The organism is Tatumella sp. JGM94 (genome assembly GCF_018257595.1).
GTDB lineage: Bacteria > Pseudomonadota > Gammaproteobacteria > Enterobacterales > Enterobacteriaceae > Tatumella > Tatumella punctata.
Genome location: NZ_JAERJN010000006.1, coordinates 105,883 through 122,915, shown reverse-complemented (window position 1 = coordinate 122,915; position 17,033 = coordinate 105,883). Strand labels below are relative to the sequence as shown.

The 17,033-nt window shown below is 49.8% G+C and carries 19 protein-coding genes; 12 read left to right on the top strand and 7 right to left on the bottom strand.

All coding sequences use genetic code 11. From position 1 onward, the window contains the following. Position 1: 1 nt before the first annotated feature. Both aat and infA read left to right on the top strand, forming a co-directional pair. Complete coding sequence (aat, locus tag JK216_RS06385) at positions 2-700, top strand: leucyl/phenylalanyl-tRNA--protein transferase (protein ID WP_212711118.1); 699 nt, start codon at positions 2-4, stop codon at positions 698-700. 341 nt (positions 701-1,041) lie between these two features. After that, the gene (gene infA / locus JK216_RS06380; RefSeq protein WP_002211347.1) at positions 1,042-1,260 is read left to right on the top strand and encodes a translation initiation factor IF-1; all 219 of its coding nucleotides are present in this window, start codon (positions 1,042-1,044) and stop codon (positions 1,258-1,260) included. 86 nt (positions 1,261-1,346) lie between these two features. Here the strand turns inward: infA and clpA are convergent, their stop codons facing one another. Both clpA and clpS read right to left on the bottom strand, forming a co-directional pair. Then, complete coding sequence (clpA, locus tag JK216_RS06375) at positions 1,347-3,629, bottom strand: ATP-dependent Clp protease ATP-binding subunit ClpA (RefSeq protein WP_212709913.1); 2,283 nt, start codon at positions 3,627-3,629, stop codon at positions 1,347-1,349. A gap of 53 nt (positions 3,630-3,682) precedes the next feature. Next, complete coding sequence (clpS, locus tag JK216_RS06370; RefSeq protein ID WP_212706716.1) at positions 3,683-4,006, bottom strand: ATP-dependent Clp protease adapter ClpS; 324 nt, start codon at positions 4,004-4,006, stop codon at positions 3,683-3,685. A gap of 306 nt (positions 4,007-4,312) precedes the next feature. Between clpS and cspD the strand changes: the two genes are divergently transcribed. The 3 genes from cspD (at position 4,313) to ltaE (ending at position 7,683) form a co-directional block, all read left to right on the top strand. Then, positions 4,313-4,540 (top strand): cold shock domain-containing protein CspD, encoded by a 228-nt coding sequence (gene cspD, locus JK216_RS06365; protein ID WP_212706717.1) that lies wholly within the window; start codon positions 4,313-4,315, stop codon positions 4,538-4,540. A 320-nt stretch (positions 4,541-4,860) separates the two neighbouring features. Next, positions 4,861-6,582, top strand: a complete 1,722-nt coding sequence (gene poxB / locus JK216_RS06360; protein WP_212706718.1) for a ubiquinone-dependent pyruvate dehydrogenase — start codon at positions 4,861-4,863, stop codon at positions 6,580-6,582. A gap of 78 nt (positions 6,583-6,660) precedes the next feature. After that, entirely contained in the window at positions 6,661-7,683 is a 1,023-nt protein-coding gene (ltaE, locus tag JK216_RS06355; RefSeq protein ID WP_212711117.1) for a low-specificity L-threonine aldolase, read from the top strand. Here the strand turns inward: ltaE and JK216_RS06350 are convergent, their stop codons facing one another. Beyond that, positions 7,684-8,526, bottom strand: a complete 843-nt coding sequence (locus tag JK216_RS06350) for an N-acetylmuramoyl-L-alanine amidase (RefSeq protein WP_249212912.1) — start codon at positions 8,524-8,526, stop codon at positions 7,684-7,686. Between the two features lie 154 nt (positions 8,527-8,680). Here JK216_RS06350 and artP point away from each other — a divergent pair, with 154 nt between their 5' ends. From artP to artM, 4 genes are read left to right on the top strand one after another with little or no spacing between them, the layout of a single operon-like run. Next, positions 8,681-9,409 carry an arginine ABC transporter ATP-binding protein ArtP gene (gene artP / locus JK216_RS06345; protein WP_212709912.1) on the top strand — a complete coding sequence of 243 codons (729 nt, stop codon included), beginning with the start codon at positions 8,681-8,683 and terminating at the stop codon, positions 9,407-9,409. 13 nt (positions 9,410-9,422) lie between these two features. Next, complete coding sequence (gene artJ / locus JK216_RS06340; protein WP_212706721.1) at positions 9,423-10,154, top strand: arginine ABC transporter substrate-binding protein; 732 nt, start codon at positions 9,423-9,425, stop codon at positions 10,152-10,154. A 6-nt stretch (positions 10,155-10,160) separates the two neighbouring features. Beyond that, the gene (gene artQ, locus JK216_RS06335) at positions 10,161-10,877 is read left to right on the top strand and encodes an arginine ABC transporter permease ArtQ (RefSeq protein ID WP_212706722.1); all 717 of its coding nucleotides are present in this window, start codon (positions 10,161-10,163) and stop codon (positions 10,875-10,877) included. Next, on the top strand, positions 10,877-11,545 hold the full coding sequence (gene artM / locus JK216_RS06330; protein ID WP_212706723.1) for an arginine ABC transporter permease ArtM: 669 nt from the start codon (positions 10,877-10,879) through the stop codon (positions 11,543-11,545). The genes artQ and artM overlap by 1 nt, the downstream gene beginning before the upstream one ends. Before the next feature lie 50 nt (positions 11,546-11,595). Here the strand turns inward: artM and JK216_RS06325 are convergent, their stop codons facing one another. From JK216_RS06325 to JK216_RS06310, 4 genes are all read right to left on the bottom strand, one after another. Further along, complete coding sequence (locus JK216_RS06325; RefSeq protein ID WP_212711116.1) at positions 11,596-12,075, bottom strand: YbjO family protein; 480 nt, start codon at positions 12,073-12,075, stop codon at positions 11,596-11,598. A gap of 58 nt (positions 12,076-12,133) precedes the next feature. Then, the gene (locus tag JK216_RS06320) at positions 12,134-12,613 is read right to left on the bottom strand and encodes a YbjN domain-containing protein (protein WP_212706725.1); all 480 of its coding nucleotides are present in this window, start codon (positions 12,611-12,613) and stop codon (positions 12,134-12,136) included. A gap of 137 nt (positions 12,614-12,750) precedes the next feature. Next, positions 12,751-13,473 carry an oxygen-insensitive NADPH nitroreductase gene (gene nfsA, locus JK216_RS06315; RefSeq protein ID WP_212706726.1) on the bottom strand — a complete coding sequence of 241 codons (723 nt, stop codon included), beginning with the start codon at positions 13,471-13,473 and terminating at the stop codon, positions 12,751-12,753. A gap of 31 nt (positions 13,474-13,504) precedes the next feature. After that, positions 13,505-13,747 carry a DUF1418 family protein gene (locus tag JK216_RS06310; protein WP_212711115.1) on the bottom strand — a complete coding sequence of 81 codons (243 nt, stop codon included), beginning with the start codon at positions 13,745-13,747 and terminating at the stop codon, positions 13,505-13,507. Positions 13,748-13,918: 171 nt separating this feature from the next. Here JK216_RS06310 and JK216_RS06305 point away from each other — a divergent pair, with 171 nt between their 5' ends. The 3 genes from JK216_RS06305 to ybjG all read left to right on the top strand — a co-directional run bounded on the left by JK216_RS06305 (position 13,919) and on the right by ybjG (position 17,028). Next, positions 13,919-14,182: a GrxA family glutaredoxin gene (locus JK216_RS06305; protein WP_212706728.1), complete on the top strand. Its 264-nt coding sequence runs from the start codon at positions 13,919-13,921 to the stop codon at positions 14,180-14,182. Between the two features lie 208 nt (positions 14,183-14,390). Continuing rightward, entirely contained in the window at positions 14,391-16,076 is a 1,686-nt protein-coding gene (locus JK216_RS06300) for an aspartate:alanine antiporter (RefSeq protein ID WP_212706729.1), read from the top strand. Between the two features lie 346 nt (positions 16,077-16,422). Beyond that, on the top strand, positions 16,423-17,028 hold the full coding sequence (gene ybjG / locus JK216_RS06295; RefSeq protein ID WP_212706730.1) for an undecaprenyl-diphosphate phosphatase: 606 nt from the start codon (positions 16,423-16,425) through the stop codon (positions 17,026-17,028). The last annotated feature ends 5 nt before the right edge of the window (positions 17,029-17,033 follow it).

Sequence of the window (17,033 nt, the reverse complement as noted above, 5' to 3'; positions counted from 1 at the left end):
CATGACATTTCATTTACCACAATTGCAGCAGAATTCCTTGTTATTCCCTGCCCCGTCGACCGCACTCAGAGAACCGGAGGGGCTGCTGGCTTTTGGCGGAGATCTCAGCCCGCAGAGAATGCAGAGTGCTTACCGGCAGGGTATTTTTCCGTGGTTCTCCGAACATGACCCCATTTTATGGTGGTCGCCGGATCCGCGGGCAGTTTTATATCCGGAAGAGTTTCACCTCAGCCGCAGTATGAGACGCTTTCACCGGCACTCACCCTATCGGGTGACAGTAGATCAGGATTTTGAAGGGGTGATCCGCGGCTGTGCGACTGGCCGGACTGATGGCTGCTGGATCACTGATGATGTGATCAGTGCCTGGTTAACACTGTTCAGTCTCGGGGTGGCTCACTCTGTCGAGGTCTGGTCCGGGCAACAACTGGCCGGCGGATTATATGGTCTGGCATCAGGCCAGTTATTTTGTGCCGAATCCATGTTCAGTCGCGCAGAAAATGCATCTAAAACCGCCTTAATGTTGTTCTGCCGGCACTTCCTGGCCCATGGCGGCAGACTGATTGATTGCCAAATCCTTAACCCGCATACTGCTTCGCTGGGTGCCCGGCAAATTCCGCGCCGCGACTATCTGCAAATGATTGAACAGCTGCAGAAAGGCAGTCTTTCTGCCGGTTGCTGGTATCCGGATGAGCTGATTTGACCGGGGTGTAATGTTTTGCATACATTCCGCAGGAAAAGTGATAGACTGCGTGTGCTTGTTATGTCGTTAGCTTTTTCGAAACTACTCTCTCAAAAGCGGCTGGAAATTAAGCCTGCCGGGTACAAAAGAACAACAAGGAAGGTTTTCCCCGACTTGCTATTCCGCTGCCTGTGGCTGTTTCCATAATTGACGTCACAACACCCTAATTTCCGGACAATGTGCATGTTTTTACATGACGCATAACGAACTGTTGGTAAAAGCACCAACAATTCTTTACTTAGATACCATAATTCGGCATTATCTTGCCGATTTAAATTTAGCTAGTCCATTCAGAGGATTCGATGGCCAAAGAAGACAATATTGAAATGCAGGGTACCGTACTGGATACGTTGCCTAACACCATGTTCCGCGTTGAGCTTGAAAACGGTCACGTGGTTACCGCTCATATCTCTGGCAAAATGCGTAAAAACTATATCCGCATTCTGACCGGCGATAAAGTCACTGTTGAACTGACTCCTTATGATCTGAGCAAGGGTCGCATTGTCTTCCGTAGTCGCTAATATTCAGTAAATTTTTTGCCTGAAATAGCGGCATAAAAAAAGGCCGGAAACTCCGGCCTTCTGTTTTACTGTCAGTCACTACGGCATCAATGTACTGTTCCTGCTGCCTTACGCTTTTCCGCACTTTCGAAGTGATAGGTTAATGTGTTGCTGGTTTTATCCAGCGCCACTGTCACCGCCCCGCCCTCTGTTAATGATCCGAACAGTAATTCATTCGCCAGCGGTTTTTTCAGGTTTTCCTGCACCGTACGGGCCATTGGTCGGGCACCCATTGCTTTGTCATAGCCTTTTTCTGCCAGCCAGTCCCGGGCTTCATCGCTCACTTCCAGCGAAACTCCTTTCTGATCCAGCTGAGCCTGTAATTCGACAATAAATTTATCCACCACCTGATGAATCACCTCACTGGATAAGTGATCAAACCAGATAATATTATCCAGACGGTTGCGGAATTCCGGCGTAAAGGTCTTTTTAATCTCTTCCATAGCATCGGTGCTATTGTCCTGATGAATAAGCCCTATAGATTTACGCTCAGTTTCGCGGACCCCGGCATTGGTCGTCATCACCAGCACCACATTACGGAAGTCTGCTTTACGGCCATTGTTATCCGTCAGCGTCCCGTTATCCATGACCTGTAATAACAGGTTAAACACATCCGGATGTGCCTTTTCGATTTCATCCAGCAATACCACCGAATGCGGATGCTTGATCACGGCATCGGTCAGTAATCCGCCCTGGTCATAACCGACATATCCCGGAGGCGCGCCGATCAACCGGCTGACCGTATGACGTTCCATATATTCAGACATATCAAAACGCAACAGTTCAATTCCCAGCGCTTTTGCCAGCTGTACAGTCACCTCGGTTTTACCAACCCCGGTCGGCCCGGCAAACAGGAAAGACCCCACAGGCTTATGATCATGCCCCAGTCCGGCGCGACTCATTTTGATGGCTTCGGACAAGGCATCAATTGCGTTATTCTGACCAAACACCAGCATTTTCAGCCGGGATTCCAGCTGACGCAGCGTATCTTTGTCTGTCGCCGAGACGCTTTGTTCCGGGATTCGGGCAATACGTGCGACAACAGATTCGATATCCTGCACATTGATCGTTTTTTTACGTTTACTCTGGGGAACTAAACGCGCACGGGCCCCGGCTTCATCAATCACATCAATGGCTTTATCCGGCAGATGGCGATCATTAATATATTTCACCGCCAGCTCAACGGCGGCCCGTACCGCTTTAGCCGTATAGCGGACATCGTGGTGTGCTTCATATTTTGCTTTCAGGCCGTTAATAATCTGAACAGTTTCTTCGGCCGAAGGTTCTGTGATATCAATTTTCTGGAAACGACGAGCCAGAGCACGGTCTTTTTCAAAAATTGAGCTGAACTCCTGATAAGTTGTCGAACCCATCACCCGGATTTTGCCACTGGATAATAGCGGTTTAATCAGGTTTGCTGCATCGACCTGCCCTCCGGAAGCAGCTCCCGCACCGATGATGGTATGGATTTCATCAATAAACAGAATACTGTGCTCATCCTGCTCTAATTGTTTCAGCAGCGCTTTAAAACGTTTTTCGAAATCACCACGATACTTGGTTCCGGCCAGCAAAGAACCGATATCCAGCGAATACAGGGTACAGTCTTTCATGACTTCCGGCACATCACCCTGTTCAATTCGCCAGGCCAGTCCTTCAGCAATAGCCGTTTTACCCACCCCGGATTCGCCCACCAGCAGCGGATTATTTTTACGGCGACGACACAGGACCTGAATTGCCCGCTCCAGTTCTTTATCGCGGCCGATCAGCGGATCGATGCCGCCCACCCGGGCCAGCTGATTCAGATTGGTGGTGAAGTTTTCCATACGTTCCTCCCCGCCTGCACTCTGTTCTTCGTTTGTGGCCTGGTGTTCCGTATCCGGCGAACTGTCAGTTTCGTCTTTACGGGTGCCATGAGAAATAAAATTCACAACATCCAGTCGGCTGACTTCATGCTTACGTAACAGATAAGCCGCCTGAGACTCCTGTTCGCTAAAAATAGCCACCAGTACGTTGGCACCATTCACTTCGCTGCGGCCGGATGACTGCACATGGAAGACGGCGCGCTGTAAAACACGCTGGAAACTCAGGGTTGGCTGGGTATCCCGTTCATCCCCGGTCTCCGGTAATACCGGTGTGGTTTTCTCAATAAAGGTTTCAAGTTCCTGACGAAGCACCAGCAAGTCCACCGAACAGGCTTCAAGGGCCTCGCGTGCCGACGGGTTACTGATAAGCGCCAGTAACAGATGCTCCACGGTCATAAACTCATGGTGGTGCTCCCGCGCTCTGGCGAAAGCCATATTTAAACTGAGTTCCAGTTCCTGGTTGAGCATAAGGCACCTCCCCCTCAATTAACGCTCTGATATATACCTGCAGATATGGAGGCTTAATCAGCTTTTTCCAGAGTGCATAGCAAAGGATGTTCATTTTCTCTTGCGTATTGGTTCACTCTGACGACTTTTGTTTCTGCTACTTCGGCAGTAAACACTCCGCAAACGGCTTTTCCTTCATAATGCACCGCCAGCATCAACTGCGTTGCGCGTTCAGTATCATAAGAAAAGAACTTTTGCAGTACGTCAATAACAAATTCCATAGGTGTATAATCGTCATTGTTCAAAATAACCTTATACAGTGACGGTGGCTTCAGTTCTTCACGGGTCTTATCGTCAGCAAGTTGTTCAAAATTAAGCCAGTCATTAGTGTTCGCCATAATATTCCACTGAATTATTCATTACTCTGCGTAAGATCTATCAGTTAAGTCTACCATGCCCTAAAAACGATGCGCAGCCCGCAACCATACTGATGAATATAAACCGCGGGCCGGATCAGGATGCTATAGCGTTAACTGCTTCAAAGTTTGAGTAATTATCACTGCTGTTGCGGCTGAATTTCTTGACGATATTTCGCGGTAAAGGGATAGTCACAGTTAACGTATTGTCTGTTTTTTCATCAGGTGGCTATCCTGCCCACAGCCATCTTCATTTAATTTTGCACTTCAGGTAAGAGGCATCGTCACATGGAAACAGGTTTTGTAAAGTGGTTTAACAATGCCAAAGGATTTGGTTTTATTTGCCCGGATGCAGGGGGCGAAGATATTTTTGCACACTACTCCACCATTCAGATGGAAGGATATAAGACACTGAAAGCAGGACAGAAAGTGAATTTTAATGCCAGCACAGGCGCGAAAGGTAACCAGGCAAGCCTGATTATCCCTATCAGTGAATCTGAGGCTAATCTGTCATAATCCTATGGGCTGTGCAAACTGTCCCGCACAGTGCGTTAAATTCAGGCAGTGTCTGTGTTGCAAAGCATTCCATTCATCCCCGTACCCTGTCCGGTTTTTTTCGTACTCATAACGGTATTGATTGCACAGCTTTTTTCGCCAACATTCCCCCCCGCCGGCGCCGGTATCCGGTATTCGACGGTAAGCTCCTGACAGCCCCGTGACCGGATAAATACGTGCTGTCGGCCACTGATGTGCATGATATGCGCTACACTTTTGTTCATTATTTCTGCTGAAAAATTGTCTCTGCTGTTACTGCACACACCATTTCGGGGGTTGAAATGAAAAGTACTGTTGCCTCATTTATTGTTAAAAGTCTGGAGCTTGCCGGTGTAAAACGTATCTGGGGAGTCACTGGAGACTCACTGAACGGTATCAATGACAGCCTGAACAACCTGAAAACCATTGAATGGATGTCCACCCGTCATGAAGAAGCCGCCGCTTTTGCGGCCGGCGCCGAAGCGATGATCACCGGTCAGCTTGCCGTATGTGCCGGTTCCTGTGGCCCCGGAAATTTACATCTGATTAATGGTCTGTTTGATTGTCACCGTAATAATACTCCGGTGCTGGCTATCGCAGCCCATATTCCCTCGAGTGAAATTGGCAGTAACTATTTCCAGGAGACTCATCCCGGGGAATTATTTAAAGAATGCAGCCATTATTGTGAAATGATCTCTAACCCTGAACAACTGCCGCTGGTACTGGCAATAGCAATGCGTAAGGCGATTCTGGATCGCGGAGTTTCGGTCATTGTGCTCCCCGGAGATATCGCCTTGTCCGCCGCCCCGGAAAATGCGGTTGCTGAGTGGTATCCTCCGGCACTGCCTGTGACTGTACCTTCCCTGCTGCAACTCAATACCCTGGCAGAAATACTTAACCGGTCAAAAAACATCACTCTGTTATGTGGCAGCGGCTGTGCCGGTGCCCGTCATGAGGTGATTGAACTCGCCGGGCGACTTAAAGCGCCGATCGTTCATGCCTTACGGGGCAAAGAATACCTCGAATACGATAATCCTTATGATGTCGGTATGACCGGATTTATCGGATTTTCCTCCGGTTATCACGCAATGAAAAATGCCGATACCTTACTGATGCTGGGTACCCGCTTCCCGTACCGGGCATTTTATCCGTCCGCGGCCAACGTGATTCAGCTGGATATTTCAGCCGGCAGTCTGGGAGCCCATTGCCATGTTGATTTACCTCTGGTCGGTGAAGTAAAAGCAACCTTGCAGTTACTGTTGCCACGTCTGGATGAGAAGCGAAACCGTAAGCACCTCGACAATGCGGTAGTCAACTACCAGGACTCACGCAAAGCCCTTGATGAACTGGCCATTCCTAATGATAAACAGGCCATCCATCCCCAGTATCTGGCAGAGCAGATCAGTGAACTGGCCAGTGACGATGCCATCTTTACCTGTGATGTCGGCACGCCGACTGTCTGGGCGGCCAGGTATCTGAAAATGAACGGTAAACGCCGTTTACTGGGATCCTTTAATCATGGCTCAATGGCAAATGCCATGCCACAGGCTATCGGGGCACAGGCCGCTGACTCCGGGCGACAGGTCGTTGCGCTCTGCGGTGACGGTGGTTTTGCTATGCTGATGGGCGATTTATTATCTATTGCTCAGCATAACCTGCCGGTAAAACTGATTATTTTCAACAACAGTGTCCTCGGATTTGTCGCCATGGAAATGAAGGCTGGCGGCTTTCTGACAGAAGGTACTGAACTGGAGAACCCTGATTTTGCTGCCATAGCTGCAGCCTGTAATATTAAAGGGATCCATGTTGAAAAAGCCTCAGAACTGAGTGATGCATTACGCCGGGCTTTTGATCATCCCGGCCCCGTGTTGGTAGATGTCACTACAGCGCGGGAAGAGCTGGTTATGCCGCCGAAAGTAAAACTGGAACAGGCGAAAGGATTCAGTCTGTATATGTTGCGGGCTATTATTAACGGCCGCGGCGATGAAATTATAGATCTGGCAAAAACCAACTGGTTACGATAAAAGTGAACAGCAGCCGCTGACAGTGGCTGCTGTTTCTGCCCGCTGCCGGGCACCTTTTCAGCAACTGCGGAGTAGCCAGTGATTGATTTACGAAGTGATACCGTTACCCGGCCGGGTACGGAGATGTTACGTAAAATGATGTCTGCACCCACCGGGGACGATGTGTATGGTGATGATCCTAGCGTCAATGCACTACAGGAAAAAGCAGCAGCATTAAGCGGTAAACAGGCCGCATTATTTTTTCCTTCCGGTACCCAGGCCAACCTGGCTGCCTTGCTCAGCCATTGCCAGCGTGGTGATGAATATATTGCCGGACAACAGGCCCACAATTATAAATATGAAGCCGGCGGTGCTGCTGTTCTGGGCAGCATACAACCCCAGCCAGTGACCGCCTGCGAGGATGGTACACTGCCACTTGACGAGATACGTCAAGCCATCAAACCCCGTGATATCCATTTTGCCCGCACACGGCTGATCAGTATCGAAAATACACATCAGGGCAAAGCATTACCCTTGCCCTGGCTGAAAGAAGTGTATGATTTTTCCCGGCAACAGCAGCTGGCATTGCATATTGATGGTGCCCGTATATTTAATGCGGCAGTCGCCACGGGTCAGCCTCTGGAGGGCCTGAGCCGATATTGTGACAGCCTGTCCATATGCTTATCAAAGGGGCTGGCCGCACCTGTCGGGTCTTTATTGTGTGGCAGCCATGAGTTTATCGAAGAAGCCTGCCGCTGGCGAAAAATGACCGGGGGCGGCATGCGTCAGGCCGGAATACTGGCAGCTGCGGGGATTTACGCACTGGACCATAATATCGACAGGCTGGCTGAAGACCATGATAACGCCTGCTGGCTGGCACAGCAGCTGACTGAGCTGGGGGTTGAAGTAGAAAGCCAGCACACGAATATGCTGTTTATCCGGCTGCCAGAGAGCATGGCCCTTCCGTTACAACAGTGGATGGATCAGCACGCCATCCGCATCAGTTTTTCACCACGTACCCGGCTGGTCACCCATATCGAAACCCGCCGCGAAGCGTTACAACAGGTAATCTCGGCCTGGAAAGCGTTTCTCCGCCAGTTACCAGACGGTTCAGCCGGATAATTATTCGCCATATTTTTGTAACAAAGCCCGTGCGATAGCCTCAGTTTGTGCATCCGCCAGGCCTGAGATCAGCGATGGCCTGAAGTGCATCTGGAAAGCCTTAATCAGCATCTGACGCTGAGAGGCAGAGAGCGTATCTCCGCTCTGGTAACCATAACGGTTTAACAACCCCAGCAGAACACGCTGGTCGGCAGGCTGTCTCGGCTGCCGGCCTGCCAGCCAGAAACGGACACTCTGGCTGTCAGGCCATGCCCCCACCCCGGCTTTTGCCAGTTTTTCCCACGGAAAGCAGGGACCGGGGTCTTGTTTACGCAGCGGTGCAATATCACTATGGCCGACAATATTCTGCGGTCGCAGGGCATAGCGGGCGATAATATCCTGCAGCAATGCTGTCAGCACCGCAATCTGCCGGGGTGAATAAGCATCACAGCGGTAACCTGCCGGGGTTCGGTAATACCCCTGGTTAACCAGTTCAATACCGATTGAAATATTATTCAGATGAGACAGGCCCCGCCAGCGGCTGTTGCCCGCGTGCCATGCAACCTGTGTTTCCGGTACCAGCTGATAACTGTCGGCGTTTATCTGCTGCCGTGCGGCCATCTCCGGGATCAGATAATGTGCACTGACCTTACCCCGGGAGAGAATATCTAAAGAACGGGCATTATCTTCTGCCGTATAATGAATAACAGCCATCTGTACCCGTGGCTGTTGTCCTGCCGCCGTTATCTGGTGGTCAACACTGTAGCCCTGACGTTGTTCAATAGGCGGCGAGTGGCATCCGCTAAGCAATATCGCCAGCCATAAGAGATAGCTTCGCGGGCGAATATCTGTTACACATTTCATAAGTTACCCCGCAAAAATATTCAACACCGGCACCGTACTTTCTGCTGTATTTCAATCCACACAAGGCATTTAAATAATTTTCAACCGCTATAATTGCATAACTATGCCGTCAACGTTACTATCAGAGCACTTTACCACTATTCAATTTTTGCGCATGAGTATTCAACTTCACGGGATTAACTGCTTTTATGGCGATCACCAGGCGCTGTTCGATATCGAACTGAATTGCCCGCAGGGCGAAACGATGGTTCTGCTCGGTCCCAGTGGTGCAGGTAAAAGCTCACTCCTCCGGGTACTCAATTTACTGGAGATGCCACGTTCCGGCGAACTTTCTATTGCCGGTAACCGGTTTAATTTTCGTAATAAACCCGCAGAAAATGAGATTCGGGAACTTCGCCGCAATGTCGGGATTGTATTTCAGCAATACAATCTGTGGCCACACCTGACGGTAATGCAGAATCTGACCGAAGCCCCCTGCCGGGTTCTCGGATTAAATAAGGCCGTTGCCAGCCAGCGTGCCAGCACCTTGCTGGAACGGCTGAAACTGACCCCCTTTGCCGGACGCTTTCCGCTGCATCTTTCAGGCGGACAGCAGCAACGTGTTGCCATTGCCAGGGCTCTGATGATGGAACCACAGGTATTATTGTTTGACGAGCCTACGGCTGCTCTTGATCCGGAAATTACCGGCCAGGTTGTCGACATTATTCGTGAGTTATCACGGACCAATATTACTCAGGTCATCGTAACTCATGAAGTGGAAGTTGCCAGAAAAACCGCCAGCCGCGTAGTTTACATGGAAAACGGGCATATTATTGAACAGGGGGATGCCAGCCATTTCAGTCAGCCACAGACCCCTGAATTCGCCAACTATCTTTCTCATTAACCGGGTAATAACTATGAAAAAAATTATTTTAGCTGCCCTGCTCGCCGGCGTAAGTTTAAGCGCATCTGCAGCAACAACTCTGCACTTTGCCACCGAAGCATCTTATCCTCCGTTTGAGTTTATCGGGGCCGATAACAAAATCCAGGGCTTTGATGTGGATCTGGCTAATGCGATTTGTAAAAAAATTGACGCTACCTGCGAGTTCAGTAATCAGTCGTTTGACAGCCTGATCCCGGGCCTGAAATTCCGCCGTTATGATGTAGTCATGGCCGGAATGGATATCACCCCTGATCGTGAAAAACAGGTACTCTTTACTCAGCCATACTACGATAACTCAGCATTATTTATCGCTCAGAAAGGAAAAGTCGCGGATATCGCGGCCCTGAAAGGAATGCGGGTCGGGGTACAGAATGGGACAACTCACCAGAAGTTCCTGACCGATAAACACCCTGAAATCACCATGGTACCTTATGACAGTTACCAGAACGCTATGCTGGACCTTGAGAATGGCCGGGTGAGCGCAGTATTCGGAGACACCGCGGTGGTTAACGAATGGCTGAAAAAAGATCCTAAATTAGCCGCCGTTGGTGCCAAAGTTACCGATAAAGACTATTTCGGTACCGGTCTGGGTATTGCCGTCCGTCAGGGCAACACGCCTTTGCAGCAGTCCCTGAATAAAGGCCTGTCAGAAGTGAAAGCTGACGGTACTTATCAGACGATCTACCACAAATGGTTCCAGCAGTAATTTCTGATGAACGAGTTACTTCCTCTCGCAAGCGCCGCCGGGATGACCGTCGGCCTTGCCGTTTGCGCATTACTGATTGGCCTGCTGCTGGCTATGCTGTTTGCTGGCTGGGAATCACTGCGGATTAAAATCCTGGCATGGCCGGGCACGCTGCTGGTTACCGTGCTGCGCGGCTTGCCGGAGATTCTGGTCGTTCTGGGGATCTATTTCGGGTCTTCCCAGCTGTTGCTGACCTTATCCGACGGATTTACCCTCCCGCTGGGCTTTACCCGGCTCCATATTCAGATGACCATTAATGACTTTAATGTCAGCCCCTTTCTTTGCGGGGTGATTGCATTATCGCTGTTGTATTCTGCTTATGCATCACAGACGTTACGTGGTGCCCTGAAAGCGATACCTGCTGGTCAGTGGGAATCAGGCCAGGCACTGGGTATGAAAAAGCTGACCATCTTCCGTCGGCTGATTTTGCCCCAGATGTGGCGGCATGCACTGCCGGGACTGGGAAATCAGTGGATGGTGCTGTTAAAGGATACGGCCCTGGTTTCGCTCATCAGTGTTAATGATCTAATGTTACAGACCAAAAGTATCGCCACCCGCACCCAGCAGCCTTTTACCTGGTATTTAATCGCTGCTGCAATTTACCTGGTTGTTACCCTGGTCAGCCAGTTTATCTTACGGCGAATAGAACAGCACACGACCCGGTTTGAACAGGAGAACGCTTAATGGCTGAGTATTTTCCTCAACTGCTGAAAGGCCTGCATATCAGCCTGTTCCTTACCCTGACGTCGATGGTGATTGCCCTGATACTGGCGGTTATTTTTACCCTGATTTTGGCACTGAAAAAACCTTTTGCCAGCCGTCTGGTCAGGATTTATATAACCCTGTTTACCGGTACGCCTTTACTGGTACAGATTTTCCTGATCTATTACGGCCCGGGTCAGTTCCCGCAATTACAACACTATCCGACACTCTGGGCATTATTATCACAGCCCTGGCTATGCGCCATCCTTGCCCTGTCCCTGAACAGTGCCGCCTATACCACCCAGTTGTTTTACGGTGCTGTCAAAGCCATTCCCTCCGGACAGTGGCAGTCCTGTGCCGCCCTCGGTATGAGTAAAGGCCAGACATTGCGTATTTTGCTGCCGTATGCTTTTAAACGCGCACTTTCGGCGTACTCAAATGAAGTGGTACTGATTTTTAAAAGTACCTCACTGGCCTATACCATCACACTGATGGATGTCATGGGTGAAGGGCAATTATTATATGGCAGAACCTACGATGTATCGGTATTTGTCGCCGCCGGTATTATTTATCTGTGTGTTAATGGATTACTGACCTTACTCATGCGCGGTGTCGAATACTATGCCCTGCGGTTTGAACGACGTAATTAGTCTGTCTGGCGGGTGGGTTCCGGCTCACCCGCACACTTCTGTCTGCCCCCTCAGTCTGTTCTTCCGGCAAGGTTGTGCCCTTTAAAGAAACCATGGCTGCTGGCAGGTATATAAAGCATCAGCAAAATAAGTACATCAGGGATTTTTTGCAGTAACAGATGACGGCCTAACTGTTGTGCGTCCTCCATATCGATACCGGGCAGTGCCCCGTCCCCCGGCCAGCAGATCACGATGACCAGCAATAACAGCAATCCCTGGCAACCGATAAACATTTTTCTTCCGCCGGGTTTGCCCGCCAGTAATGCAACCGCACTGGCAATTTCCGATAAATATACCACCAGCACCAGGCTGAACAGCAACAGATAACCGGGTAGCAGACTTAACTGAGGTAATAGCTCACCGTGCTGAGCTCCGTCAGGCTGAAAAACAAACATCAGCAGATTAAAAAGACGCGTCAGAAGAATAGCAATCGCGGCGGCAAGCACCGGAGCCGGTAAACGTCCGGCAGAAAAAAAAGGCGTTGCTGGCATAGTCGCTCCTCCTGTTAATCACAACCCGCGGGTTGTGAACCGCAATCTGTCGGCGAAATCAGTGCAGCATGGCGTGATGAAGCACAGGAGGTTGTCCGTCAGGATCATCAGGGTAAATCAGCATCCGGTTAGCAAACGCTTCCATAATAATCATAGAAATCTGAGCTTCACTTTGCTGCATAAAATAAGTGAACTGGGACAGGGTAATACCACATTCGATATTCAGGGACTGACAAACAATCAGTTTTGGCAGGGTATCATCCTGAATATCCAGAAAGGCTTTTGCCGTCAGAGAGCTGGCATTGACCTGAGACAGTTCACCCGCCAGTAATAATAAGGCCGAAGGCCTGACCTCAGCTCTGGCGGTAAACAGGATGACATTGTCCGCAATATCCAGTTTAGCATCAAAGACCCCGTCGAAATTCTGCATCGCAGGCAAATGCAAAGCCCGGCAACTATCGCATTCGAACCACTCGATATGTTGCTTATCCATCCAGTCACACAGTGTCTCAAGTTCGGGTCTGACAAGGGTATCCATATTCATATCCGGCTAAAGTGGCAGCGCAATAGATTACGCAAAAACCACCGTGAACTCCATGATATCAGGCAAAAAGCGCTATCTTAGCCACAGAACCCGGCAGTACCATCACTGCCGGTGGCGATAATCATCCGGTCTCAGCGGTTGGCCCAGCCTTGCTGGTGGAGGAAATCAAGCATAAACGGACGGTTTTCTTTGATAAGCATTCGCTGAATCATTCCGCTCCAGCTTTCCTGACGGGCATTACTGTTGCGCTGCTGATAATAGGCGAGAATATGCTGATCATATGCCTGCAGCTCTTGCGCATCCATGGGCTGGTATTGGTTGTCGTGTACCAGTAAAGATAAGGGCAGCCGGGGCTTTATCTCCGGACGATCATCAGGCCAGCCAATACATAAACCGAACAATGGTAGTACAAAACGTGGTAAATCAAGTAATTCGCTCACCTCATAAGGATGATTACGCAGGCCACCGATAAAAACCCCGCCCATCCCCAGAGATTCTGCGGCAACCATTGCATTTTGAGCCATCAGCGCCGTGTCCACACAGCCCAGCAATAATTGTTCAGCCAGACCCAGTTCGGCATCAGGACAGATTTGCTGATGGCGATTAAAGTCTGCGCAGAACACCCAGAACTCGGCAGCCTCACTTACCCAGGGCTGATGTCCTGCCAGTTCAGCCAGCGTATTCCGTTTTTCACGATCGCTGATACGAATAATTGATGAACATTGCAGAAAGCTGGAGGTTGAAGCCGACTGCGCTGCACGAAAAATTGCCTCACGTTGCTGTTCACTGACCGGTTGCGGTTTATAAGCACGGACTGAGCGATGATCGCAAAGCAGGTCGATGGTGGGGGTCATTACTCTCTCCTTGATACTGTCATTGATACTGTTACTTTTTCTGAGCCGTGTCGCGCACTAACATTGCTACAACGGTACGCCAGATCAGTACACACACTGCAGGTAATATCAGGATTACGCCGCAAAACAGACTGGCTTTTGCCAGAAAGTGATTTTCTGTCCCGGCGCCGAACGCAAGATTGCTGTTAAGTAGTACCAGGGCCATCAGGACAAAAAAAACGCCGATGAGCTCCGTGATGATCAGGCTGCGGGGTAAACGATTACTATCGGGCATTAGTTATTGCTCTCTTTTACTGATTGTGCGGCAGATACCCGCCTGTCGGGCTGATTGATAGTAACATTCAGAGTAACAGGTATTTCCTGCTTTAATTCATCTCTTCCGACAGGCATGATACACAGTCTTGACCCTATTTAAATGTGATATTACTTATTTCAGGAGATCACCATGTTTGCAGTTATTTTTGGTCGTCCGGGCTGCCCTTATTGTGTTCGTGCGAAAGAACTGGCGGAAAAACTGACCGAACAACGTGAAGATTTTAGCTATCGCTATGTCGACATTCAGGCAGAAGGGATCACTAAAGCTGACCTGGAAAAAACCGTCGGTAAACCGGTAGAAACCGTACCACAAATCTTCCTTGACCAGCTGCATGTCGGTGGGTTCACTGAATTTCAGGCCTATGCGAAAGAAAATCTGGGATTATTCCAGTAAATGCTGACCAGGGGGCAGGGATTATCCTGCACCCTGCGCTTTTTTACCGCCTGTTTTACCGGTATTTTTCATCTTTTTTCCCTGAGCCACTGATAGCCTGCCTGCAGAAATCCGTTTAGAATAACGCCTTTCCGTCAACGGTATCCCTCGTCCCTGATCGGCCGCTGACTTTATTGTTCCTTCCTTTTTGCGGATAAGAAGTTAATTTGTGAACATCAACGTCGTCAACCTGCTGAGTGCCAATGACGTCCTGCTGTTATTCGTTGTGCTTTCTCTGGGGCTTTGTCTGGGGAAACTCCGTATCGGCAGTATTCAGCTCGGCAGTTCTATCGGGGTATTGGTCATGTCACTGTTACTTGGACAGCAACATTTTTCGATCAATACCAATGCGTTAAGCCTTGGATTTATGTTGTTTATCTTTTGTGTCGGGGTGGAAGCCGGGCCTAACTTTTTTTCTATCTTTTTCCGCGACGGGAAAAACTATTTTATGCTGGCATCAGTGATGGTGATCAGCGCACTGCTGCTGGCCCTGGGGTTAGGTAAAGCTTTCCACTGGGATATCGGCCTGACTGCCGGGATGCTGGCCGGTTCAATGACATCAACGCCGGTATTAGTCGGTGCCGGAGATACACTCCGTCAGAGTGTCAGTGACGGTAAACAACTGACACTTATGCAGGATCACCTCAGTCTCGGTTACGCTCTGACCTACCTGATAGGGCTGGTCAGTCTAATCCTCGGTGCCCGTTACCTGCCAAGGTTACAACACCAGGATTTACCGACCAGTGCCCAGCAGATTGCCCGTGAACGCGGGCTGGATGCAGATAGTCAGCGCAAAGTATTTTTACCGGTAATCCGGGCTTACCGTGTCGGTCTGGAACTGGTCGAATGGAGTGACGGGAAAAACCTGCGTGAGCTGGGTATCTACCGGCAAACCGGTTGTTATATCGAGCGGATCAGACGTAATGGTATTCTGGCCAGTCCGGACGGTGATGCGGTACTGCAACAAGGGGATGATATTTCTCTGGTTGGCTATCCTGATGCCCATGCACGGCTGGATCCGAGTTTTCGTCATGGTAAAGAAGTTTTTGATCGTGAACTGCTGGATATGCGTATTGTCACCGAAGAAATTGTGGTGAAAAACCATAATGCGGTGAATAAAAGACTGGGTAAACTGCGTTTAACGGATCATGGTTGTTTCCTTAACCGCGTGATCCGTAACCAGATCGAAATGCCTATTGATGACGATATTATCCTCAATAAAGGCGATATTCTCCAGGTGAGCGGGGAAGCGAAACGGGTAAAGAGTATTGCTGACCGGATTGGCTTTATTGCCATTCATAGTCAGGTCACCGATCTGCTGGCTTTCTGTGCATTTTTTGTGGTTGGCCTGATGATCGGTATGATCACTTTCCAGTTCAGTAATTTTAACGTTGGTATCGGTAATGCGGCCGGGTTACTGTTCGCCGGTATTATGCTGGGATTTTTACGTGCGAACCATCCTACTTTTGGCTATATCCCGCAGGGCGCATTAACGATGGTCAAAGAGTTTGGTCTGATGGTATTTATGGCCGGGGTCGGCCTGAGTGCAGGCAGTGGTATTAATCATGGTCTTGGTAACGCGGGCCTGGCTATGTTGCTGTGTGGTTTACTGGTCAGCCTGATTCCGGTGGTCATCGCTTATTTATTTGGTGCTTATGTACTGCGTATGAACCGCGCCATGCTGTTCGGGGCGCTGATGGGTGCCAGAACCTGTGCCCCGGCGATGGAAATCATTACCGATACAGCACGCAGCAGTATCCCTGCCCTTGGTTATGCGGGTACCTATGCCATAGCCAACGTGTTACTGACGCTGGCCGGCACACTTATCGTGCTACTCTGGCCTCTGACCGGCTGAATTTAAAAAGGGACAGCGAACTTTCTCTGTCCCGGACCGTCATAACCTGTGCCACTGCTTTTCTTTAAAACCCCGTCACTTCAGGGTCCCGCCAGTTCACTGGCGGGTTTTTCTTTTTGTGTCGGAGCAACAATGCCTCCCCGGACCTCGCATTTTGTGTGGTTGTGTAACAAAAGCACAAATAAACAAGAATTAAGACCAGGATTATTTACTTTCTGTCGCGTTGTTTTATGCTGTTAAGCTAGTCTTAATCACCCGATGGTAATATGACGCTCTGATTTATATAAATCACTGACGCCAAGCACTGTTGTATCACGCTGAATGATGAAAGGACCGCCTGAACACCATGGAAAACCTTAACCACATCCTGTTCCTGTGGATTAACGCCACACCGGACTCCCCCCGGGCAATCATCGAACTGGCTCTTTTCTTCGCCAAAGACCTGATTGCAATAGTCCCGTTACTGATCGTTGCTCTGTGGTTATGGGGGCCAGACAGGAAGGTCACCAGCCAGCGGGTACTGGTATTAAAAACAGCGACAGCGCTGGTGTATGCCCTGGGGATTGCCACTGTGGTTGCCTTTATTTATCCGCATCCGCGCCCGTTCGCTATCGGCCTCGGGTATCAGTTTCTCAGTCACAGCGCTGATGGTTCCTACCCGAGCGATCACGGCACTGTTATTTTCACAGTTGCCCTGGCATTTATCTGCTGGCACAGATTATGGTCGGGTGTGATCCTGATGGTGGCAGGTATCGCCATTGCCTGGTCAAGGGTCTACCTCGGAGTTCACTGGCCACTGGATATGCTGGGTGGTTTTCTGGTGGGAATGCTTGGCTGCATCGCTTCTCAATGCGGATGGTCCCTGTACGGCGAGCGGCTGTTATCTTTAGCAGGCACCCTCTATAGCCGGTTATTTGGCCCATTGATCCGCAAAGGATGGGTTCACCCTTAAACCTC